This window comes from Alteromonas sp. Mac1, assembly GCF_001562125.1.
Classification (GTDB): Bacteria; Pseudomonadota; Gammaproteobacteria; order Enterobacterales; family Alteromonadaceae; genus Alteromonas; species Alteromonas stellipolaris.
This window is the reverse complement of record NZ_CP013932.1, coordinates 1,680,752-1,704,950: the sequence shown is the minus strand read 5'-3', so window position 1 is coordinate 1,704,950 and position 24,199 is coordinate 1,680,752. Positions and strand designations below refer to the sequence as shown.

The 24,199-nt window shown below is 44.2% G+C and carries 15 protein-coding genes and 4 tRNA genes; 15 read left to right on the top strand and 4 right to left on the bottom strand.

Annotation, left to right across the window (positions count from 1 at the left end):
* The first annotated feature begins 339 nt into the window (after positions 1-339).
* From hrpA to AV939_RS07210, 3 genes are all read left to right on the top strand, one after another.
* Positions 340-4,350, top strand: coding sequence for an ATP-dependent RNA helicase HrpA (gene hrpA / locus AV939_RS07220; RefSeq protein WP_061997422.1), 4,011 nt, complete (start codon positions 340-342; stop codon positions 4,348-4,350).
* Between the two features lie 158 nt (positions 4,351-4,508).
* Positions 4,509-4,811 carry a PilZ domain-containing protein gene (locus AV939_RS07215; protein WP_057792437.1) on the top strand — a complete coding sequence of 101 codons (303 nt, stop codon included), beginning with the start codon at positions 4,509-4,511 and terminating at the stop codon, positions 4,809-4,811.
* 236 nt (positions 4,812-5,047) lie between these two features.
* Positions 5,048-5,302, top strand: a complete 255-nt coding sequence (locus AV939_RS07210; RefSeq protein ID WP_057792435.1) for a DUF2061 domain-containing protein — start codon at positions 5,048-5,050, stop codon at positions 5,300-5,302.
* A gap of 193 nt (positions 5,303-5,495) precedes the next feature.
* Here AV939_RS07210 and AV939_RS07205 read toward each other — a convergent pair whose 3' ends face one another.
* The gene (locus AV939_RS07205; RefSeq protein ID WP_061997421.1) at positions 5,496-6,689 is read right to left on the bottom strand and encodes a class I SAM-dependent rRNA methyltransferase; all 1,194 of its coding nucleotides are present in this window, start codon (positions 6,687-6,689) and stop codon (positions 5,496-5,498) included.
* Between the two features lie 475 nt (positions 6,690-7,164).
* On the opposite strand from AV939_RS07205, the gene AV939_RS07200 reads away from it, so the two are divergent.
* Positions 7,165-8,142: an NAD(P)H-quinone oxidoreductase gene (locus AV939_RS07200; protein ID WP_057792431.1), complete on the top strand. Its 978-nt coding sequence runs from the start codon at positions 7,165-7,167 to the stop codon at positions 8,140-8,142.
* Positions 8,143-8,286: 144 nt separating this feature from the next.
* Here the strand turns inward: AV939_RS07200 and rnhA are convergent, their stop codons facing one another.
* Positions 8,287-8,754 carry a ribonuclease HI gene (gene rnhA / locus AV939_RS07195; protein WP_057792430.1) on the bottom strand — a complete coding sequence of 156 codons (468 nt, stop codon included), beginning with the start codon at positions 8,752-8,754 and terminating at the stop codon, positions 8,287-8,289.
* A 103-nt stretch (positions 8,755-8,857) separates the two neighbouring features.
* Here rnhA and dnaQ point away from each other — a divergent pair, with 103 nt between their 5' ends.
* From dnaQ to lolE, 9 genes are all read left to right on the top strand, one after another.
* Entirely contained in the window at positions 8,858-9,580 is a 723-nt protein-coding gene (dnaQ, locus tag AV939_RS07190) for a DNA polymerase III subunit epsilon (protein WP_057792428.1), read from the top strand.
* A gap of 90 nt (positions 9,581-9,670) precedes the next feature.
* Entirely contained in the window at positions 9,671-11,176 is a 1,506-nt protein-coding gene (locus tag AV939_RS07185; RefSeq protein ID WP_057792426.1) for a TIGR03503 family protein, read from the top strand.
* 321 nt (positions 11,177-11,497) lie between these two features.
* Positions 11,498-11,574: transfer RNA gene (locus tag AV939_RS07180), tRNA-Asp, on the top strand.
* A 27-nt stretch (positions 11,575-11,601) separates the two neighbouring features.
* Positions 11,602-11,678 (top strand) — tRNA-Asp (locus AV939_RS07175).
* Between the two features lie 33 nt (positions 11,679-11,711).
* Positions 11,712-11,788: transfer RNA gene (locus AV939_RS07170), tRNA-Asp, on the top strand.
* A gap of 31 nt (positions 11,789-11,819) precedes the next feature.
* Positions 11,820-11,896, top strand: a tRNA-Asp gene (locus tag AV939_RS07165).
* 494 nt (positions 11,897-12,390) lie between these two features.
* Complete coding sequence (locus AV939_RS07160) at positions 12,391-13,953, top strand: EAL domain-containing protein (RefSeq protein WP_061997420.1); 1,563 nt, start codon at positions 12,391-12,393, stop codon at positions 13,951-13,953.
* Positions 13,954-14,018: 65 nt separating this feature from the next.
* On the top strand, positions 14,019-14,714 hold the full coding sequence (gene lolD / locus AV939_RS07155; protein ID WP_057792422.1) for a lipoprotein-releasing ABC transporter ATP-binding protein LolD: 696 nt from the start codon (positions 14,019-14,021) through the stop codon (positions 14,712-14,714).
* Positions 14,714-15,940: a lipoprotein-releasing ABC transporter permease subunit LolE gene (lolE, locus tag AV939_RS07150; RefSeq protein WP_061997419.1), complete on the top strand. Its 1,227-nt coding sequence runs from the start codon at positions 14,714-14,716 to the stop codon at positions 15,938-15,940. The genes lolD and lolE overlap by 1 nt, the downstream gene beginning before the upstream one ends.
* Positions 15,941-16,068: 128 nt before the next feature.
* Here the strand turns inward: lolE and AV939_RS07145 are convergent, their stop codons facing one another.
* Positions 16,069-17,415, bottom strand: coding sequence for a dicarboxylate/amino acid:cation symporter (locus tag AV939_RS07145; RefSeq protein WP_057792417.1), 1,347 nt, complete (start codon positions 17,413-17,415; stop codon positions 16,069-16,071).
* A 108-nt stretch (positions 17,416-17,523) separates the two neighbouring features.
* Between AV939_RS07145 and AV939_RS07140 the strand changes: the two genes are divergently transcribed.
* Positions 17,524-19,731 (top strand): Ig-like domain-containing protein, encoded by a 2,208-nt coding sequence (locus AV939_RS07140; RefSeq protein WP_061997418.1) that lies wholly within the window; start codon positions 17,524-17,526, stop codon positions 19,729-19,731.
* A gap of 60 nt (positions 19,732-19,791) precedes the next feature.
* Here AV939_RS07140 and astB read toward each other — a convergent pair whose 3' ends face one another.
* On the bottom strand, positions 19,792-21,132 hold the full coding sequence (astB, locus tag AV939_RS07135) for an N-succinylarginine dihydrolase (protein ID WP_061997417.1): 1,341 nt from the start codon (positions 21,130-21,132) through the stop codon (positions 19,792-19,794).
* A gap of 398 nt (positions 21,133-21,530) precedes the next feature.
* Between astB and topA the strand changes: the two genes are divergently transcribed.
* Positions 21,531-24,197, top strand: coding sequence for a type I DNA topoisomerase (gene topA / locus AV939_RS07130; RefSeq protein ID WP_057792411.1), 2,667 nt, complete (start codon positions 21,531-21,533; stop codon positions 24,195-24,197).
* Positions 24,198-24,199 lie beyond the last annotated feature (2 nt).

The window sequence follows — 24,199 nt, the reverse complement described above, 5'->3', positions numbered from 1 at the left end:
ACCTATCTTCGCCTAGGAGTATTAACAATTGGTAACTCAAACCACTTGTTAATACCTGCAGCAATAGCGATGGAGACATTGGCAATTAACGCAAGTAAACATCGCTTCGTTGTTATTCTAATAGGGTAAATATCCGGTTCGTATCACTATGCTACATGCTACGGTGATTAGCGGTGGAAATTTAACGCAACTTCTTCTAGGATCGACCTCCGCTGTTTAGCCGTATATAAAGATACAAGCTGTTTTAACAGCAATGGCCAACAGTTCGTTTCGCTAATAAGTACCGTAAGTACAGATAGTACAGATAGTACAGTTCGTATCAAAAAGTAGGATGGTAAATTGTCTTCACCTAACGCGCCTTCGTCGCCTGTCGCTTTTCAGATTAAACCGCTTTATACACAACTCGATGATTGTCTTTCGGCGGATAAATTCCCATTAAAACGGCGCATTCAGCAGTTCGCGAAGCAGCTTAATAGTGGTGAAAATGCAAAGGAAAATAACAGCGATGCTTCTGTCGATAACCCGCAAACTAAATTAGCCACTCGATACGAGAAACTTGCGAACGATATTCAAGCATCAAAAGATAAGCGTGCGTTTAGGCTGAAAAACTTACCAGAAGTCACGTATCCGCCGTTGCCGGTGAGCGATAAAAAAGACGACATAAAAGCCGCGATTGCCGCGAATCAGGTGGTGATTGTTGCAGGTGAAACCGGCTCGGGTAAGACTACACAGTTGCCGAAAATATGCTTAGAGCTTGGCCGTGGTGTTAGCGGCATGATTGCCCATACTCAGCCACGTCGATTGGCTGCACGCAGTGTAGCTACTCGTATTGCTGAAGAGCTCAATACCCCCTTAGGTGAAAAGGTTGGTTTTAAAATTCGCTTTAGCGATCAGGTAAGTGAGCGAAGCTACGTAAAATTAATGACAGACGGTATGTTGCTGGCAGAAATGCAAAACGACCGTTTTTTAAATCAATACGACACCATTATTATTGATGAAGCCCACGAACGCAGCCTAAACATCGACTTTTTGCTGGGCTATTTAAGACAGCTATTAGACAAGCGCCCCGAACTTAAACTGATTATAACCTCGGCCACTATCGACCCTGAACGTTTCTCGAAGCACTTTAATAACGCGCCTATTATTGAAGTGAGTGGGCGTACGTATCCGGTAGAAATTCGCTACCACAGCCCTGAAGACAATGAGAACGATACTGACCAAACCGATGCCATTGTAGGTGCGGTAGATGAGCTATTAACCGAGAAGCCGGGCGATATTTTAGTGTTCTTAAGTGGTGAGCGGGAAATTCGTGACACCCAAGACGCCTTAATGCGCAGGCAATACCGAAACACCGAAATTGTGCCTTTGTATGCGCGGCTTTCCGCCGCTGAACAAAATCGTATTTTCCAGTCTCACACCGGTAGGCGCATTGTGCTGTCTACCAACGTGGCAGAAACCTCATTAACGGTGCCGGGCATTAAGTATGTAATCGACCCAGGCGTGGCCCGTATTTCACGCTACAGCGCACGCAGTAAAGTACAGCGGTTGCCTATAGAAGCTATATCGCAGGCGTCTGCAAATCAGCGGGCTGGGCGATGCGGGCGTGTGTCAGACGGTATTTGTATTCGTTTGTATAGTGAAGATGATTATCTCGGCCGCCCTGAATTTACCGACCCAGAAATACTGCGTACTAATTTGGCCTCGGTTATTTTGCAAATGCTTGCGTTGGGGTTAGGGGATATTGCCGATTTTCCGTTTGTTCAGCCGCCAGATAACCGCAACATCAACGACGGCTTTAGATTACTAGAAGAAATTCAGGCCATCGTGAAACAAAAAGGCCGCATGCAGCTTACCAAAATGGGCAGGCAGATTGCCCGCTTACCTATCGACCCGCGCTACGCCCGTATGGTAGTAGAAGCGCAGCGTACCAATGCGTTGATGGAAGTGATGGTTATTGCGGCAGGGTTATCTATTCAAGACCCTCGTGAGCGACCACAAGACAAACGCCAACAAGCAGATGAAAAGCACAGCGAATTTACCGATAAAGATTCAGACTTTATTAGTTTGTATAACCTGTGGGATGCCTTTAAAGCGCAGCAAAATGAATTAAGCCAGAATCATCTGCGCAAATGGTGTAAGAGCCAATTTATCAACTATTTGCGTATGCGCGAATGGCAAGACATTGTTAGCCAACTGAAAAAATCGGTGGCAGAACTTGGCTTTGGAATTGTGAAAAACGAGCCAGATTATCAAGCTATTCACGAAGCCATTGCAAGTGGGTTGCTATCGCATATTGGTTTTAAAGATAAAGACAGAGAATACTTAGGCTCGCGCAATACCCGCTTTATGATATTTCCAGGTTCTGGTCTTTCTAAGTCACAGCCTAAATGGGTTATGGCGGCGGAATTAGTAGAAACCTCTAAATTATTTGCACGCATGGTGGCGAAAATTGACCCCGCGTGGATTGAGTCATTAGCAGGACATGTTAGTCAACACAGCTATTCAGAGCCCCATTGGTCTAAAAAGCGTGGCGCGGTTATCGCGTTTGAAAAAGTGACGCTGTTTGGCTTACCCATCGTGATGAAACGAGCCAAAGTGTATAGCTTAATTGATCCACCAGTATGTCATGAACTCTTTATTCGTGAAGGCTTAGTTGAGGGTAATACACGGCTTAACTTTGGTTTCTTAAAAGAAAACCAGGCGTTACTCGAGCAAGCCGATGAGTTTGAACAAAAGACCCGACGCAGAGATCTTTTGGTTGATGACGACGAATTGGTACGTTTTTACGCCTCCCGTATTCCTGTAGAAGCGAACAACGAAGCGGCGTTTAAGAAATGGTACAAAAACCAAGAAGCCTTCGCTAAACAAGCGGGTGGAGAAAAGTCGGGTGCCAAAAAAATAAGCGACGTACTTACCTTTACCGAAGATGACGTATATCGCCAACAGCCTGGTCAAGCTATAGAGAATGCGTTTCCTGATGCGTGGAGACAGGGAAACATCACCATGGGACTGCGTTATCATTTTGAGCCGAATGCGGATGACGATGGTGTTAGTGTGATTATTCCTTTGCCAGTACTCAATCAAGTGGAAAACATTGGCTTTGATTGGCAAGTAGCAGGGCTAAGGCATGAACGTATAGTATCGATGATCAGAACCTTGCCAAAGCGTTTGCGCCGCAACTTTGTACCTGCGCCCAACTTTGCTGATGCCTGTATTGCCGATATCAGCGAGACGGATAAAAACGGCCGTCCAATTAGTCTTGTAGAGGCCGTAACTGCCAAGCTTCGTAAGATGACAGGTATCACCGTAGAAGAAGACGAGTGGAACTTGTCGCAGCTTGACAGACACCTAATCATGCACTTTACGGTAGTGAACGATAAAGGCGACACAATCGCCCGTTCTGATGACCTACACGCCCTAAAACTGCAATGTGCTGGGCAAGTGAAAGAAACTTTTGAAAAAGCGGCCACGCCGGAACTTGAGCGAAGTGGTATCGAAAGCTGGGATTTCGACACACTGCCGACTACCTTTGCGCAAAAGATGGGGGGCTTTGAAGTGCAAGCTTTCCCTGCATTGGTAGAAAAGGGCGATAAGGTAGATATCGCGCTTATCGACGAGCCTGAAAAAGCGCAATCTATGCACCGAAAAGGTGTGAACGTGTTGATAAAAAACGCCATGCCGTCGCCGCTTAATTACTTACAGAGTAAGCTGCCCAATAAAGCTAAGTTGGGGCTTTACTTCAACCCGTTTGGGCAAATTAAAGCGCTTATTGATGATTGTATTTTTGCCGGTATAGATGCGCTGGTGGGGGAATACTGTGAAAAGCATAATACCGAAATTCGTAACAAGGCTGATTTTGATACCTGCGTAGATATCGTGCGGGCAGAAATTAACGACAAAGTACTAGAAATAGCTAAGCAGGTAGAGCAGGGCTTAACCCTTGCACATCAATGTCAAAAGCAAATGAAAGGTAATGTGCCCCTCAACATGATAAACGCATTGGGCGATTGCAAAGGGCATCTTTCAAGCTTGGTGTTCCCAGGCTTTGTATCTGATATTGGTGAAGCACGACTTAACGATTGGAACCGTTATATTAAAGGGTTATCTCGTCGTTTAGAAAAGCTACCGATTGATCCGAACAAAGACCGAATGCATCAGCTCACGGTAGAAAAGGCGGTCAGTGAGTGGGAAAAAGCCTGTGGTAAATACCCGAAAGGCAAAGTACCACAAGCGTTATTGGATGCACGTTGGATGATTGAAGAATTAAGGGTGTCTTTATTTGCGCAAGCATTAGGTACGGCTTACCCCATATCGGCAAAGCGTATCTCACTGTTTTTAGCTGATTTCTAAGTAGAAAACTAAGCACCTTGTGTAATTTCCCAAATAACAGGAAATAATTTTCTAAATATAATCGGACAATTCTTGGTCAGTCTGATTGACAAGCGGCCTACCTCGCCCTATAACAGGTAGAGCAACATGTGGTTTGAATACGTAGCGGAGATGTAGAAATGTTGGGATACGACGATAAGCGAAACTTTTTCAGGATGATGGTTAATTCGCCTTGTCAGTTACAGGTTACTGATGATGAATCGAGCCGCACTATGCAAGCGATGTGTAAGGACATCAGCGCAACGGGCATGTCTTTAGAAGTTGATGAACCCTCATTAGAAATTGGTACGCAAGTTAGTGTTGCTATCGATTCTCCAAGCTCTCAAGTGCCTTCATTAGCAGCTATTGCTACTGTGGTTCGCTGTGAGCCAGACACAGAATCTAGCTGTTTGATTGGGGTTGAAATCTCAGAAATGAAATAAGCTGTATAAGGGCCTTCGCAAGCCTAAGCTTATTTATTATGACTCACGAACTCTTTCGTGAGTCAGGCATAGCCTATGCTAAAACCTACAAACCTACTTTTTTCATATCAACGCTTTCATAGTAGTGAAATCGAATAATTCGATGGCATCCTTCGTAAAAATCAATTGTCTTTAATAGCTCTAATCGATAATAATTCTCATTAACGATTCGAGACAAACTTATTAGGTAAATCATTATGAAAAAGACAATTACTTTTGCGTGCATGCACTTCACCGTCGCTTTTACAGTGGCATACTTATTAACCGGTAGTGCAGTAGTGGGTGGGGCAGTAGCCTTAGTCGAGCCAGCTGTGAATACTGTAGTTTTTTATTTCCACGAGCGAGTTTGGAAGAAATTTGAGAGCCAGTCTAAAGACCAAGATAGCGAGCAGCAACTAAGTAGTCGTCCTGAGCAGACTTTTGCTTCAAATGAGATGACATTGGCATCATAAGCGTTTGCTAAGTTTGCCTCTTATTTGAATTTTCGAAGAATGTGGCGCTAACGGTGAGTTAAGTTTAATTACACTTAATAAAACCTTAGCGCCACTTTTTTATGCTAAATGAATTAAACAAAAAGCCTGTATTAATCAGCTTGTTTGCTTATCTTTTACAGGTATTAAATGAGTTGTAAAATTACGCCTGATATTACAGGTCAGTTACTTCGCAAACTAAACCTTTTAAGTAATATCCTTCAGGGTAACTGCCAATTACCGGGTGATCGGTGGCTTGATTCAGTCGAGCAATAATCTTAATGGTTCTTCCGGCATCTAATGCGGCATCAGCCACTATTTTTTGGAAAAGATCGGCTGGCATCAAGCCAGAGCAGCTAAAAGTAAGTAGTAATCCACCATTTCTCACCGCATGAATACCATACAAGTTAATATCTTTATAGCCACGAGCGGCACGAGTAAGTGATGCTTTGTTGTCGATGAACTTGGGTGGATCGAGGATAACCATGTCAAACTGATCGCCTCGGTCATGGTATTCACGCAATTGCTTAAATACATCTTTTTTAACGTAATGACTTTTGCTTTCATCTAGCCCATTTATCGCAACGTGTTGCTTAGCAAGGTCGAGGGCTGGCTGAGAAACATCCACATTGGTGACCGATTTAGCACCGCCTTGTAATGCATAGCAGGAAAAGGTACCGGTATAGCTAAAGCAGTTAAGCACGTCAGCGTCTTTGGCATAATGTGCAGCGGCAGCACGGCTATCTCGCTGATCAAGATAAAAGCCCGTTTTGTGGCCGTTCTCTATATCAACAATAATAGAAAGCCCATTTTCTTTTACTGTAACTTGCATTGGAGGTTCGCCACTCACCACGCCGGTTACTGGCTCTAGGCCTTCTTTTTTGCGCACATCAACGTCGCTTCGCTCGTAAACATGAGTGCCGGGCTTCAACTTGTTTATTGCCCACACAATTTTATCACGGTGTTTTTCAGCGCCCGCGCTCAGCAATTGCAGCACGGCTACGTTGTCATACAAATCTATGGTAACGCCAGGAAGGCCATCACTTTCAGACGCTATCCAACGAAAAGCATTAGTAACTTCGGGGTCAAATAAACGGGTTCTTAATTTAAGCGCTATTTCCATGCGGCGTAGAAAAAACGCGTTATCAATGCTTTCTTCTTTGCTAAAGGTCCACATGCGCACTCGAATTTGCGAAGTAGGGGAGTAGGCGCCGCGACCTAACCAGTCACCTTCTGAATCGAATACATCAACGGTGTCACCACTGCGCCCTCTACCTTTTAGTTCTGCCACGGCGCTTTCAAACACCCAAGGATGGCGACGACGAAGGGATTTATCTCTATTAGGATGCAATATAACTTGTGATGACATGAAACGTACTCTATTTCTTGAATTAGCTAGGAAGTGGGGTTGCGTAGGTAAGCCTTTAGCTGGGTTAAAAGCCTTTAGCTAATAAACGGCCCTTGCAACCACACGTAAGCGGCGGTGCGAAGTATAGCGACAAAGCGGTGGCTATGCGAATGATTAGCAAGTTTACCGCGTTGAAGTTAAGTATTATACGCAGTATGAAAGTAAGTTTGTTGGGCAAGCGCAGCCGTTAGATTAAACACGGCGTTATGGCAAACTCTTGGTAATCATGAGTTTTGTTGTAATAACCTTAGGTTACAGTGTTTTAAACCAAATTTAGCACAACAAGTTAAGCGCTAGGGTTATGATGCTAAAAATACCAACGCAATTATGCACCAAAACGTATCGCCCACGTAGTCATAGGTTGACGTGTTTTTCATGTAATCACTAACGTGCACAAACACAGCACCTGCTGTGAAAGTTCAAAAAGAGGATACTAATGCAATTTGTAAACTTCGAAAAAGGCTGTGCTCCTGAAGGCCTCACAATAGCAGAGGTTGATGCCCCCGTACTTACCGACGATAAAGTGTTATTGCAGGTACACGCTTTTGGTGTGAATCGTGCCGATACACTACAACGACAAGGGCACTATCCACCCCCTCCCGGCGAAAGTGAGATTCTGGGGCTGGAAGTAGCCGGTGAGGTTATTGAGGTTGGTGCTACAGTAAGTGAGTGGAAAGTCGGCGATAAGGTCTTTGGGTTAGTTGCTGGCGGCGGCTATGCACAACAAGTTGCTGTTAATCCGCATCATTTAATGCGGGTTCCAGAAAATATGGCGTATAGCACGGCGGCCGGACTTGCTGAGGTGTTTCTTACTGCATTTCAGTGTTTGCGCTTAATCTCCAATGTAAAACCGGCAGAGCGGGTACTCATTCACGGTGGTGCCAGTGGTGTAGGGCTAGCCGCCACTCAGCTTTGTCATTATTGGGGAGTAGAAAGTGCAGTTACCGCGTCATCCCAAGAAAAGTTAGCTCAGTGCAAACAAAACGGCGCTAACTTACTGATAAATTACAAAGATAAAAACTTTGCTGAAGAAATAAAAGCGAGTTGGCCAGAAGGCGTCAATATGGTGCTTGATATGGTAGGTGGCGATTACTTAAATCGGAACCTTCAAATACTAAAGCGCGACGGCATTGTGGTTTACCTTGCCATGTTAGCGGGACGTTATGCCGACAATCTCGATATGGCATTAATGTTGGGTAAACGAGCCAGAATACAAGGCACTACGTTACGCAACAGAACGGATGAATATAAAAGTGCGCTTATTAGTGATTTTTCGACAACCTGTTTACCCGCGTTTACCTCAGGCGAGCTTAGCGTAAACATTGATACAGTATACGCAATTGATGATGTCGCGAAATCTCACGCGCGTTTAGAGGGTAACGACACACAGGGCAAAATAATTGTAGAGTGGTAATTGCTGAGTGTTAAGTAGAAGCAAAAGAATAGGCAGAGTTTGACGTTACAAAAGAAAAGGCGGTGCCGCCTTTTCTTTTTGAAAAATCATTAACGCTTTAGAGAGTTAAAGCTATTAGGTGTAAAGCTATTAGGTGTAAAGCTATTAGCCTATAAAGCCGCTGTCTGGCGTTGTTGGCTTGGCTTCTGCCGCGCCGCGCGCAAGGTCATCACAGCGTTCATTTTCAGGGTGACCCGAGTGGCCCTTCACCCAATGCCAGTTAATTTTATGCTTGCTAACCGCTTCATCAAGGCGTTTCCAAAGGTCGGCATTTTTCACCGCTTTTTTGTCTGAAGTACGCCAGCCGTTCTTACGCCAGTTGTGGATCCATTGATTGATACCGTTTTTCACATACTGGCTGTCTGTCGTTAATTCCACATTGCAGGGCTCAGTTAAGCTGTTTAATGCTTCAATAGGAGCCATTAATTCCATACGATTATTCGTGGTATGGGCAAACCCGCCGCTAAGCTCTTTGCGGTGACTGTTATAAACGAGTACAGCGCCATAGCCGCCAGGGCCTGGGTTTCCAAGGCATGAGCCATCAGTAAAAATGTGAATGGTTTTTTGAGCCACTGGGTGTCCTTAAATTATTTACTTTCATATTTCGCTTTTCCCTTAGCCTGTGGCGAAGGGGTTGATATACTATCAAAAAACAAAAGGTAAGATTAGAGGAATCATGCGTCAGATTGTACTAGATACAGAAACTACAGGTATCGACCCTAAAGAAGGTCACCGAGTGATTGAAATTGGGTGTGTTGAGCTGGTTAACCGTAAACTTACTGGCAATCACTTTCATGTATACATTAATCCTGGCCGCCAAATAGAACAAGAGGCCATTGATGTTCACGGTATTACCAATGAGTTCTTAACCGACAAACCTACATTTAGAGATGTGGCCGAAGACTTTGTGAATTTTATTCGCGGCGCTCAGCTTGTTATCCACAATGCGCCCTTCGATGTGGGCTTTATGGATCATGAGTTCGGAATGGAACCGAAAACCCGTGGCGTTATTACCAAAGATATTTGTAGTGTTCTTGATACCTTGGCGGTTGCACGCAAAATGCACCCAGGGCAAAAGAACAACCTAGATGCGTTGTGTAAGCGTTACGGCATAGACAACAGCCACCGTGAGCTTCACGGTGCACTGCTGGATGCTGAAATCTTAGCTGATGTTTACCTGCTAATGACAGGTGGGCAAACTAAACTTAATTTGGCGTCTAAGGGCAGCGGCGAAACCCAATCAGATGCACTTCGCCGGCTGAACCGAAATGGAAATAAATTAAAGGTTATCAAGGCTAACGCCGATGAATTAGCACAGCATGAATCTCGTTTAGATATCGTAGAAAAAGCGGGGGGTAAATGTTTGTGGCGCCCAGAGCAAGAGCAAACCGATGCATAACTAAGCTAGGTGCAAGTTATCGTCTATAGCCTTAGGTGCTAGCCATACCTAACCATATTTTAGAATACATTTCCAAAGGAGCGGGCAACAGTGAGAATAGGCGTGATGAAACTAGTGTTGGCGTTGTGCCTATTGGGATGTGCTTCAACGGTATTTTCACAAGATACTTCGTTGACTGCTCCGTCGACATCGGATACGCAAGCCGACGCTGCGCCTTCTCCTATTACTGACTTGGGGGATGAATACGAGAACTCGATTAAATTATTACAGAATCGTTTTCGTATTGATTACAACGTGAAAGAGGTCTCTATGATTTTCTTTCGCGAATACGGTTCAGCCCCCGTAGTATTAGTCCGCCCCGATGGTTCAAAGCTATTTCAAGGCCGGGTAGACGAGGCGTTCGTTAAGTGGTTTGATGCTGACACCTTCGATATGATCACCATTGAGAACCCTATGCCTGGCCCTTGGCAGGCGGTAGGTCAGGTTAACCCTGCCAGTCGGGTTATGGTTATTTCTGATATTAAACTTCACGCCACACCGCTTCCCAGTATTCTCTTTTCGGGCGAAATATTAAAATCTACGGCATACCTAACCAACGGTGGCGAAAAAATAGATAACAAACAGTTTCGTGATGTCGTGGAGTTATCTATTGAGTTTGAAAGTGCCAATGACCCCAATTACGACAACTTCGGGGCCAACGATGCAGAAATAGCAAAGTTTGAAGATAACGGCCGGGGCATGGATGAGCGTCCTTCAGATGGTGTGTTCACTGGCCAATTTAATTTAAAAGTGGCGGCGGGCAAATGGCAGCCTGTGTATCGGGTAGACACGCCAATGTTCACGCGAGAGCAAATTGGTGCACCTATTATCCTGCACAACAACCCTGTTTATGTAGACGTTGAACTAGACCCTACCGATGGCACGGGAGATGGTTATCACACACTGCTCATTGATGTGAACCGCGAACTAGTCAATATAGAGTCACTTCTCATAGATGGTAAAATTAGATTTCCAAACGCAGATATTCAAAACTTCTCGTTAACCGAGGGCGGTGATGGCGTGCGAGAACATCTTATTGTGGCGTACGAAGAAGGAGTTTATCGCGTTAAACTAACCGCTTATGGCACAACATCGGAAGGCCGAGACTTTATTCTGGATGTGCCTGAATATACCTTTTTGGCTGAAGCACCTGAACCAGAAGTGATAGACCCGCTTATTGACGGCGAAGATCCTATTGTTGATGGCAGTGAAGATCCGCTTGCCATGGGAGAAGGTTCAACATCACCTAATCAAGAAAACACACAAAATCCTTCACAATCGCAAAATGAAGATGATGGAATGGATTCAGGTACGCTAACCCTGATTATTGTCGCGATGAATGGCACGATTATTTTAATAGGTGTTGTTGCTGCCGTTATTATTATCTTAAAAAGAAGAAAGGCCAGTGGCCCTGCATCTGCAAAAGTAGCCACAAAAAATGAAAATAAAAAAGCCAAAAAGAAAGTGGTGTCTGAATCTGACTTATCTCTTGATAATGAACCCAAGGGCTTTAAAAAGTTACTGGCAAAGTTTAAGAAATCGAAACCGGCAGAGTAGGGGCAATAAATAGGGCACATAAATAGCGCTATATCGCCCTACCGGGAGTACTTTTTCTCGTTACTAATACAAAAGTTCAAGTTAGCCATCCTAAGGTGAGCGTGGCCTGTGGGAATAGTATGCTAGTTTTAGGTGTACGAATTCCCGCCTGATTGAATTATATTTCAACATTGTGTTTATTTATCGCGCAAACAGTGCCCAGATGACAATTTTATTAATAAAAAGCATTGACTCTGTAAGGTCTAAACCGTATTATCTGCGCCGCAGTGAGGGCAAGGGGTTTTAACAACCCAACTAACTCACTGATAACATTGAAATTGTGGAGCGGTAGTTCAGTTGGTTAGAATACCGGCCTGTCACGCCGGGGGTCGCGGGTTCGAGTCCCGTCCGCTCCGCCACTTTCAATGATATAACTAAAAGGCCACGGAGCGGTAGTTCAGTTGGTTAGAATACCGGCCTGTCACGCCGGGGGTCGCGGGTTCGAGTCCCGTCCGCTCCGCCATTTAGTTATAACAAAGTGTCTCTTCGATGATGTGGAGCGGTAGTTCAGTTGGTTAGAATACCGGCCTGTCACGCCGGGGGTCGCGGGTTCGAGTCCCGTCCGCTCCGCCACTTATCGAAATAGCACACTTTCCCATTATGCGGAGCGGTAGTTCAGTTGGTTAGAATACCGGCCTGTCACGCCGGGGGTCGCGGGTTCGAGTCCCGTCCGCTCCGCCATTTTCGGGAAAGCATTTACTACTACCTTGCAGGTTCAACTGCGCACTGATAAAACCTCTTTATCAACGTTATACTTTTTCCGACTACTATTTTTTGCTTATTATCAGCTGTCGTTTCATCTTTTTTCTACCCAGTTTCTCTCTACCTAGTTTTTCACTACCTAGCTTCTCCTTTTTTTTCTTGCAGTATTATCCACCTTTGGTTTCTAGTTAGCCTTACAATAGCCTTTTCCCATATCGGCTGTGAATGCCCTTTGATTGCACATAATTGTTAGCCAGCTGAATAATTAGCTACCGCAGCAAACCGCATATTTTAAGTGGTATTGTGGCTGCATATCACTTCAACGCTAGATAATTTTATTCTCTTCAGTTCATTGACTTAACTCAATCTTCTGCAATGCTTAAATGCATCTAAAGTATTATTCTAATAATCAAATTTTCGACTATTTTGATGTGTATACGCACAACAATATGTCTTAATTTTATGTGGTACGAATGAGCAATAGTGAGCATAAAAAATTTCTACTAGCTGACAATATTAAAGCCATCGCCGTATCGTTTTTGTCTGTTGTTCTTGTTAGCGCCGCGCTTGGCCTATTAATGTTCTCAGTTATAAAAGAACATGAAAAAGACCGAGCAAAAGATATATTATCAAACGTGAACATGGTGTTTAAAGATGCCGAGACCGCATTAGATTATTTGAACGCCTCTCCCTATTACTCATGCAGTGAAGACAATTTAAACGAAATGCGACGCACTTTATTTCGCTCTCGTTTTGTGAAAGAAATTGGTTTCTTTGGTGATGGAAAGTTATTGTGCAGTACCTATCTTGGGCTATTAAAGCAGCCCATAGACGAAGCAATCCCAGATTTTGTCACTTCTTTGGGTGATGCGTTTTGGATTAATACGCCGTTAGAGCTATTTGACAACCAGTCAAAAGGCACTATTGCAAAGCGTGGACGATACAATGCTGTATTAGATATGGATGCAGTAATTGGCCTAAACTTTAGTCAGGATTGGGCACTCTTTTACAAAGCAGATGAGCTATTTCATATGGCGGGAAACGCCTCTTTAATGCCACAGAGCGCGGGCGGAGGTATCGCAAAACTTGATACTAGTTACTTCTCTCTAAGTTTAATCAAGTGTGATAAGTATTATTCTTCCACTTGTTTGAGCGTGGTATCCGACCAAGGCCGAATTTTTAATACTCATAAAGGCAAACTAGTGTTGTTCGTTTGTGTCATGTTAATGACGGCGGCGCTATCTCATATGCTTACATTTAATTACTTAAGACGCAGACGTTCATTAGAGTCGCGTATAAGTCGTGGGCTTAAATCGGGTAAGTTTTATTGTTTGTACCAGCCATTCGTAATATTAAAGTCTGGTGAAGTAGTTGGCTGTGAAGTATTGAGCCGATTCGAAGATGAGTTTGGTCCAATTTACCCTGACGAATTTATACCTCAAGTCAAAGAGTTAGGTAAAACATGGGAGTTCACTACGGTCATGATTGAATCGGCAATGATTGCCCTTAATGAGAACAAGGATATTCCAGAAGGCTTTAAAGTTTCATTTAACCTGTTTCCGTCAGACTTTATGAAAGATGAGTTGCTCGACTTAGACTGGGTGCTCACTATGAATGACAAGAATTTTAAATTGGTTCTTGAGATAACCGAAGATGAGCAACTTGCCACAGGCAGTGCGGTTAAACATATAAAAGCCCTCAAAAGCAGAGGTTTTTGGATGGCCATAGACGATTTTGGGGTAGGGTATTCGAACCTTAGCCAACTTAAATCTCTTAAATGTGAGTTTTTAAAAATCGATCGTAGTTTCGTGATGGACATGGAGGATCATAGTATTCGTTCCTCTTTAATTCCCCACATTGTCAGTATTGCCGACGAATTAAGAGTGACATTGATTGCGGAAGGTGTTGAAAACACCGACCAGTGTCAGGAGCTCGTGAATATGAATGTGGAGTACGGTCAAGGATGGTTATTTGGTAAACCGCAAACGGTTGAGAATTTAGCAAATACCATTGAGCTGTCGTCCCAAACCCATTAATCGGTTGGCCTGCCAGTCGTTCCGCGATACCATGCAGTTATTGTTAAAAGACGAAGAACGGCTGCATGCAGGACGTATTACATTGCCGCAAAATCTGTAAAATTTATCAAGAAGGCGAGAATAGTACGCCTGTCCTTAATAACATTTCACTTTCTATCAATGCGAGTGAGCATGTTGCCATTTTAGGTAGCTCTGGTTCAGGAAAAAGTACCCTGCTGCACTTGCTTGGCGGTTTAGACACGCCCACAAGCGGTGAAGTATGGTTCAAAGGTGAGTCACTTACACACTTAAACGCTAAACAGCTTGCCGCCTTGCGAAACAAGGAAATGGGGTTTATTTATCAATTCCATCATTTGCTTGGTGAATTTACTGCGCTTGAAAACGTTGCCATGCCTCTTCGAATTGGCGGCGAGAGTGCTACTACCGCTAATGCAAAAGCAAACGCCTTACTTAACGACGTAGGGCTTTCTCACCGTGCAGATCATTTACCTAGCGCGCTCTCAGGCGGCGAACGTCAACGGGTAGCCATTGCCCGCGCATTGGTCACATCTCCATCGGTTGTTCTTGCTGACGAACCAACCGGTAATTTAGATGCCACCACAGGTGAACAGATTTATCAGTTGTTGAAACGCTTAAGTGAGCAAAAACAAACGGCTTTTGTTGTGGTAACGCACGATATTACGCTTGCTAATCGTATGGACAGAGTACTTCGTATTAAAGACGGTGAATTACTAAACGCCGCAACTGAGGAACAATCGTAGTGGCGCTGGCATGGCAACTTGCTAAACGATTTCGTCGAGCCAAAGTCCAAAATCGTTTCATCTCATTCATTTCTATGTCGTCTACCGTAGGCATAGGTCTTGGCTGTTTCGTGTTAATTATCTTACTAAGTGTAATGAATGGTTTTGAGCGAGAATTAACGCAGCGTATTTTAACCGTTATTCCTCACGGCGAATTGTATAGCACCGACAAGACGGGCATTGAGAACTTAGATGCGCAGCTGTATCGACTTAATCAAGACCCCAGAATTGCTAAGGTTGAGCCTTACACCGAGCTTACCGGCATGTTGCAATTCAAAGGTGAGTTAAAGGCGATTTCATTGACGGGCATAGCGGCAGACGCGCAAAACACTTTTAGCCGGCAAGTAACGGACGAACATTGGCAGAACTTCGCGCTAAACAGCGACGGTGTGCTGATAGGTAAGGGGATTGCCAACAAACTTAATATTGTGGTGGGTGATACCGTACAGGCGCTTATTCCCGTCACCACGAAAGATTTACGCTTTAGCGCACCTACATCAATAACGTTAACCGTCGCAGGCTTCATGCATGTTGGCGGCGAGCTAGATAATCAATTGGGGTTAATGCACCTTGCGAAAGCTTCCGCGGCCGCTGGCATAGATGGCCAAGCATTGGGTATGCGCTTCACATTACACGATCCATTTTCGGCCTATATCACCATGCGAGATATAGGTTATAGCTACCCTCAAGCGGTCTATATGTCAGATTGGACCCGTACCCAAGGCCATTTGTACAATGACATTCAGCTCGTTCGCACCGTTGTGTATATTGCATTGGTACTGGTGATTGCCGTGGCGTGTTTTAACATTGTGTCGTCATTAGTGATGGCGGTACGAGAAAAACAACCTGCCATCGCTATCTTAAAAACTATGGGGGCGACCGACACACTAATTCGGTGCACGTTTATGTTCCAAGGTGTGCTGAATGGACTCATTGGTATAGTAGTAGGGGTAACCCTTGCTGTTATTATTGCCCCTAATCTTTCACGTATTGTGAAGTTCTTAGAGGGTGTTTTTGGGGTAGAAGTGCTATCAGGTGATATCTATTTTATCGATTTCTTACCTTCTGCACTTATGTGGCAAGACGTGGTAGTCACCTGTGTGGTCGCCATCATCATGTCCGTATTAGCAACTTGGTACCCCGCCCATAAAGCGACGAAAGTGTCTCCCTCTCAATCCCTTCACTGAATGTACTTAGCTTGTCAGTGCTCTGCACTTCTAAAGCGCGTTCCTATTGGGGAACGCAATGGCCAACAGGCATTAAAAAAGGGTTAGCAATGCTAACCCTTTTATCATGTTCAAAAGACAAGAGGGGATTAGGCGTTCTTATCAAACTCGTTGAAATTCACGTCTTCTTCTTTTTCACCGGCATGTTCGTCGTAATAAACATCTTCATCAAGTCCACCTTCGCTTTTCGCGACTACGCATGACACCATACAGTCACCTGTGATATTTACCGCAGTACGGGTCATATCAAGTAAGCGGTCGACACCAATAATCAGTGCTATTCCTTCAACAGGTAGGTTAACTTGTTGCAATACCATGGCAAGCATGATTAAGCCTACCCCTGGCACACCAGCCGTACCGATAGAAGCTAGAGTAGCGGTTAGTACCACCATCATGTAATCGCCTAGACTTAAATCAACGCCATAAACTTGTGCGATAAATACGGTAGCCACGCCCTGCATAATCGCGGTGCCATCCATATTGATAGTGGCCCCTAAAGGCAGGGTGAAAGACGCGACTGAATTGTTGATACCCAGTTTGTTTCGCGCCGTTTCCATGGTGACTGGTAACGTAGCGCTACTGCTTGAGGTACTAAATGCAAACAAGGCTGCATCGCGCATTTTTTTCAGCAGCACAACTGGGCTCAAGCCGCTCAATAGTTTGAGCAATATTGAGTAGGTCACTAATCCATGAATGATAAGCACACCAAATACCAAGAAGAAGTATTTGGCCAAGCTAAAGATAGTGTCGCCACCAATAGTAGAGAAGAGTTTAGCCATCAACACAAACACACCGTAAGGCGCTAGGTTCATGATGATAGTTACAAGGCGCATAATAACCGTGTTGATATCTTCGAAAAACGCACTGACTCGCTTGCCTGCTTCGCCAGTCATCGCCATTGAAATACCGAATAACACCGCAAATACGATGATTTGAAGCATGTTGCCTTGCGCCATCGAATTAATAGGGTTACTAGGAAACATATTAACGATAACGTCACCAAGACTTGGTGCAGTCTTCGCTTCAAAAGACGTTTCAGTCGTTAGATTTAAGCCTTCTCCTGGTGAAATAAGTAAAGCCATACTCATTGCCAGTGTGATTGCTATTGCAGTCGTGACAATATACAGCCCAACAGACTTTGCGCCTAAACGACCTAATTTACTTGGGTCGGAAAGTGTACTGGTACCGCAAATAAGCGAAACAAATACTAATGGCACCACCAACATCTTTAAACTAGCGATAAAAATCTGCCCAAGGGTAGAAAATATACCATCTACAAAAATGCTATACGCAGAGAACTGGAAACCAAATACCGAAAAAGTGAAATCTCCGCTATCATCGAATAATATTTGAAGAAGCACACCTATCACGATACCGGCAATCATGCCGATAAAGATTCTGGTGGTTAAACTAAATTTATGTGCAGATTGAGACATTAAAATTCCCTGTACATTTTTATATTTTTATTTAGTGTGACAGATTCTATTGATTTTAAAACATAAAAAACGACCCAATTGTCATTTATAGAGGTTCAGGAACGAATTATGCGACAAATTACGCGAGTCTTGTCTAAGACACTCTGGCTATTTAGTGCAATATTTATACTAACAGCGTGCGGAGGAGGCGATTCAGTCTCTAGAGATGATAGCGATGGATCAGATGATGGCAGTGGTTCCTCTGCTACTGTTAATGTCGTATTAACCGTTCAAAACGCCAGCGGTGAAACTGACCGCAACCTAACCTCCGACAATTCTCTTACCGTTATTGCCACTGTTACTGACACTGACGGTGTAGCCCAAGCCGACCAACTCGTTACGTTCGCAGTAAGTAATACCGAACTAGCCGTGTTCGGGAACGATACCGGTACAGCGCGAACCGATGACAGCGGGATAGCAAGAATAGCTATTAATGCCAGTACTGCCTCAGGTGATGGTGAAATCACAGGTAGCTTGAGCAGTGGTGAAAGCGGCTCTACTACTTTTTCAGCTGTGGGAGCTCCTACGGTTAGTGAAGAACCTGCCTCATTACAATTTTATGCAAGCGCGGTTCAGCTTGCCTCCAGCGGTTCAGATGACATTGAGCTCATTGCATTAATTAAAAACGAACAAAGTGTTTTGATGGAAGGGGTTGTCGTTAACTTCTCTGCTAGTAATGAAGCCGGTGTTGAATTGCAATTAACGCAATCTACCACTACCGCCGATGGTACTGCCAGAGCATTAGTCTCTACTCAAAATGATGCGTCGAACCGCACGGTAACCCTAACGGCTCAAACCGGCGCATTAGTTAAAACCGTTGATATTTTGATCACCGGCACAGAGGTGACGATTAATGGCGCAAACTCAGTCATATTGAATGACACTGCCGAATATACGCTACGTGTACAAGATTCTGATGGGGTAGCCATTGTTAATCAAACTATCCTATTAGAAGCAGAGAACGGTACACTCAGTGAAACCTCAGTTAATACAGGGGCTGATGGACAAGCTACCATTACTTACACGGCAACCACATCTGGTGAAGATACCATTACAGCTTCGTCGCTTAATGCGTCAGTAGAATTTGAATTAGAGGTTCAACAAGACGAATTTAGTTTTGTGGTAGTGCCGGATGAAGAAATATCATTGAATGAAGCAGCCACAATCAGTGTTCAATGGCTACAAGATGGTACTCCAGCTGTTGGTAATAACGTAACATTTAGTACTTCTCGCGGAGAGATTATTGGCGCAGCGCTTGTAACAACCGATGCTGACGGTATTGCCTCTATCTCAATAGAGTCTGACAATGCCGGTTTTGCTTCTATTACTGCCACAGGAACTGAAGCGGGTAATGAGTCTACGGTGAATGCGGTGACGCAAGTAGAATTTGTCGCGGTTGAGCCTGCTACTTTGATTGCAGATGCAACACCAGATATTATCGGACCTGATGGTCAAACAAGTACCATTACTGCAGTTGTTAGAGACCCTTCAGGTAACTTAGTAAAAAATACCGTGGTTAACTTTAATGTAGATGACGTATCTACAGGTTCTATTTCACCTTCTCAATCGACCACCGACAGCAGTGGTATTGCCTCTACGGTATTTACTTCAGGCGCACCTTCAAGTGAAGATGCGGTTATTGTTCGTGCTTCTGTAGCAAGCGATGAAACAATTACTGATGAAGTGTATATGACAGTAGGTGACAGAGCATTTGATATCTCCATTGGCACTGGTAACGAAATTGAAGAGCCTGATTCAACCACTTACCTAAAACGCTTTGCTGTGTTTGTTTCTGATTCAGCAGGACAGCCTGTTAGTGGCGTTGAGTTAACAGCTTCAGGTACGCCAGTTAAGTACAGCGATGGCGGCACATATCGGAAGGGCTTTTCGGATTGGGATGAAGATGAGTCTATTCATGTTCTGTATGTTACAGCTACCTGTCAGAATGAAGACATTGACGGTGATGGGATTTTAGATGCTGGTGAAGATAGTAATAGTGACGGTTTTTTAACTCCCGGTATCGTCGGAACCTTAACTTTTGCTGATACAAGCGTAACTGACGAAAATGGTCAGGCCGAATTAGAATATCGTTATCCAGCAAGTTATGGTGGTTGGTATGATATTGTGATTACAATTTTCGGTCAGTCTACAGGTAGTGAAGCAAGTCAAAATCACTATTATAGCTTGGGGATTTCTTCTGATGACTTGACCAATGAAGGGGCTGGGCTACCTGCGAACCCATTCGGGTCTGAAGGCAATTGCAGTACTATTAATTAATACCATTTCAATTAATAAAAAAGCCGGCGTAAGCCGGCTTTTTTATTGTTAAAACAATAACTAATCTTGTTGGAATGGATATACAGAGCCAAGCTTTAATAGCTGGGTAAGTTCATCTAGCGCTGTACGCGATTCAATAAGCAATTGAGGATCGCGTAAATCGTCTTCAACGAGTACATCACGGTAGTGTTTATCTACCCATTTATTAAGACGTGCAAACTGAAGGTCGTTAATTAAGGTCGCGGGATTTACTGCATCAAGCTCTTGGTCGTTCATAGCTACACGTAAACGCAAGCACGCGGGGCCGCCACCATTACGCATACTTTGCTTAACATCAAAATAGTTTACCGATTTTATCGGCGTGCCCAGAGTAACTAGCTTGTCTAAATAACGCTTAACCGCATCGTTTTCTTCACAGTCGGTAGGCGCAATAATCGTCATGTCACCATTAGGTAAAGTGATGATTTGGGTATTGAAAAGATAAGTTTTAATAGCATCTTGAACTGATACTTCGTCAGTCGGTACTTCAATAAGATGAAGTGGAGAATCACCAAACTTAGTTTGTAATTCTTTTAGCCCCGCTTCTTTTTTATAAAAAGCTTGGTCATGGTAGAACAACACGTTCTGGTTGCCCACGGCGATTACGTCATTATGGAAAACCCCTTGGTCGATAACATCAGGGTTTTGTTGCATGTACACCACGCTTTCTTCGCTTAACCCATGCAAGCGCGCCACAGCCTGGCATGCTTCTAATGTTTGGCGGGCAGGAAATTTAGTGGGCGCTGGTTTACTTGGGTCGAAAGCGTGACGGCCGTATACGAAGAGTTCTACCCCTGCATGGCTGTAATCTGAACACAAACGAGTGTGGTTTGCTGCGCCTTCGTCTCCAAAATGTTCGTTATCTGGCAGGTGTAAGTGGTGGGCAAAGTGTTTTTCATTTGCGAAGGTCGCTTTTAAAATATTGCCTGTCACTTGTGGCTCTAACGAACGATGAAACTTGTTTGTTAGGTTTGCAGGTGTAAAATGCACGCGGCCATCAGCTGTATCAGCGCTTGGAGAGACCGTGGCGGCGTTTGCTGTCCACATGCTTGATGCAGAGCAACATGCTAGAAAAATCTCTCTAGATTGCTTTGCAGCGCTTTCTAGCACTCTGGCATCTGAACCAGAAAAGCCGAGTCGACGTAATGCAGCTATATCTGGGCGTTCTTGAGGGGCAAGTACACCTTGCATCATGCCCATGTCAGACAAGGCTTTCATTTTCAGTAAACCTTGTTTAGCCGCTTGCTTAGGGCTACTAACTGCATTGGCATTGTTCAGAGAAGCAACATTACCGAACGAGAGTCCGGCGTAGTTGTGGGTTGGGCCGACAAGCCCATCAAAGTTAACTTCAAATTGCTTCATACTTTCCCTCTATTTGGTGTTTGAGCGTTTGACCGCTACCCTATAAATGCACAACCCAAGATTTTGGGTGTATTTACAGAGAAGCTAACGCCTCATTTTTTGTTAGCCGTGGATTAATAAGCATAATAAATGCCTGTTAATTACTAGGCGCAAAGGCATAATGGCTGGCATTATACGGTTTTTATGCGCCTTGCCAATCAAGGTGGTTGAAAAGTGAACAGGAATTGCACGCGATTGAAGCAATGGGAAGAATAACTATTAAGAAGATCTTGTTTTCCATTCACTTTGTCGATATATGTTAAAAAAGCACGGGCACCGCAATGGCACAGTCTACGGGCCCTTTATCTTTGAGAATGACTAAAATAGTCCTTTAGAATCAATAGGTTTAATTCAATTATATGGCAAAATCTCTAGTCATAGTCGAGTCGCCAGCCAAAGCGAAAACGATAAATAAATATCTTGGTAAAGATTTTATCGTAAAAAGTTCTGTCGGCCATGTTCGCGATCTGCCTACGAAGGCATTGGGTAAAGTTGAGCCCAAAAAGCCAGCGAAAGAACTCAAAACTTATAGCGAAGAAGACAAACAAGAATATCTTCGCAGACATGAATATTTAAAACTTGTTGACCGCATGGGTGTAGACCCAGAACAAAACTGGAAAGCCCACTATCAGGTTTTACAGGGTAAAGAAAAAGTGGTTAACGAGCTTAAACGCTTGGCCAAAGACGCTGACACTATCTATCTCGCAACGGATTTGGATAGAGAAGGGGAAGCTATCGCGTGGCATTTACAAGAATTGCTGGGCAGTAAAGGCAAAACCTATCAGCGTGTGGTGTTTAACGAAATTACTAAAAACGCCATTCAAGAAGCCTTCTCAGACCCAGGCGAAGTTAACGTTGCTCGTGTAAATGCACAGCAAGCTAGACGTTTCCTAGACCGCGTTGTTGGCTTTATGGTGTCGCCATTGCTATGGAAAAAGATAGCACGTGGCTTATCTGCAGGCCGTGTTCAATCGGTTGCTGTTCGCCTAGTGGTAGATCGTGAGCGCGAGATTAAAGCGTTTGTTCCAGAAGAGTTTTGGGATATTCACGCCGACTTAACCAGCGAGCAAAAAGCGGCGCTACGTATGTTGGTAGCCAAGCACGAAGGTAAAGCGTTCAAACCGGTTAATAAAGCGCAAGCAGACAAAGCGTTAGAAGATCTAAATGGCGCTAAGTACTTAGTTGAAAGCCGTGAATCTAAGCCTACGTCTAGCCGACCTTCAGCACCGTTTATTACTTCAACGCTGCAGCAAGCTGCGAGTACTCGTTTAGGTTTTGGTGTTAAGAAAACCATGATGATGGCGCAGCGCTTGTATGAAGCGGGTTACATCACTTATATGCGTACTGACTCAACGAACTTGAGCCAAGAAGCGCTTGATAATTGCCGCGCATATATCGAAGACAATTTTGGGAGCAAATACCTACCAGAATCGCCGAATCGCTATGGCAGTAAAGAAGGAGCGCAAGAGGCGCACGAAGCCATTCGTCCTTCAAGTGTTAAGGTAAATGCTGCGCATTTAGGTGATATGGAACGAGATGCTCAGCGTTTATACGAGCTTATTTGGCGCCAGTTTGTTGCGTGTCAAATGACACCAGCTAAATATGATGCTACCACCATTAGAGTAGGTGCAAACAATTACGAGTTAACAGCCAAAGGCCGTGTGTTAAAGTTTGATGGCTGGACACGTGTTCAACCACAGCTTCGCAAAAAAGGCGAAGAAGAGTTGATGCTGCCTGATGTTCAAAAAGGCGATGTATTAAACTTAAATGCACTTGATCCTAAGCAGCACTTCACTAAACCAGTGGCGCGTTTTAACGAAGCGTCTTTGGTAAAAGAGCTGGAAAAACGAGGCATCGGCCGACCTTCAACTTACGCAAGTATTATTTCGACCATTCAAGATCGCGGTTATGTTCGCCTTGAAAATAAGCGTTTTTATGCTGAAAAAATGGGTGAAATCGTTAACGATCGTTTGATGGAAAACTTTGACGACCTAATGAGTTTTGACTTTACCGCCAACATGGAGCAACAGCTTGATGATATAGCGGAAGGTAACAAAGATTGGAAAGACGTGCTCAATCTGTTCTACAGCGATTTTTATGGCAAGTTGCTGAATGCCGAGAAAGCCCCTGAAGAAGGCGGAATGCGCCTTAATCAAGCTATTCCGTCGGGTATTACATGTGACAAGTGCGGACGTGAAATGAACGTGCGTACGGCGTCTACCGGCGTATTCCTTGGGTGTTCTGGCTACAATTTACCGCCAAAAGAACGTTGCACTAACACCATGAACCTGACCCCAGGTGATGAAGTGGTGAAGGTAGATGACGAGGAAGAATTAGAAACCGAGGCGTTGCGTGCTAAGAAGCGTTGTCCAATATGCAGTACTGCCATGGACAGCTACTTAGTGGACGAAACCCGTAAGCTGCATGTGTGTGGTAATACACCCACCTGTGAAGGTACCTTAGTTGAGACCGGTACGTTCAAGATTAAAGGTTACGACGGCCCCATTATCGAATGTGATAAGTGTGGCAGTGACATGGAACTGAAAAACGGGCGCTTTGGTAAATACTTCGGCTGTACTAACGAAGAATGTAAAAACACGCGTAAGTTATTACGTAACGGCGAGGCTGCGCCACCTAAAGAAGATCCGGTAGATTTACCAGAGCTTCCTTGTGAGAAGTCGGATGCGCACTTTGTATTACGTGATGGCGCTTCAGGTATTTTCATGGCCGCACATAACTTCCCTAAATCTCGGGAAACTCGTGCACCAAAAGTGGAAGAACTGGCGCGCTTTAGAGATAGAATATCTGAAAAATTCTATTACCTAGCCGATGCACCGCAAAAAGATCCGGAAGGTAACCTTGCCATTGTTCGCTACAGTCGTAAGACCAAGCAGCAATATGTCATGTCGGAAAATGAAGCGGGTAAAGCCACAGGTTGGTCAGCATGGTATAATGACGGTAAGTGGGAAACACAAGCCGCCAGTAAACCTGCAGCTAAAACCAAAGCGAAAGCCAAGAAGAAATAAAG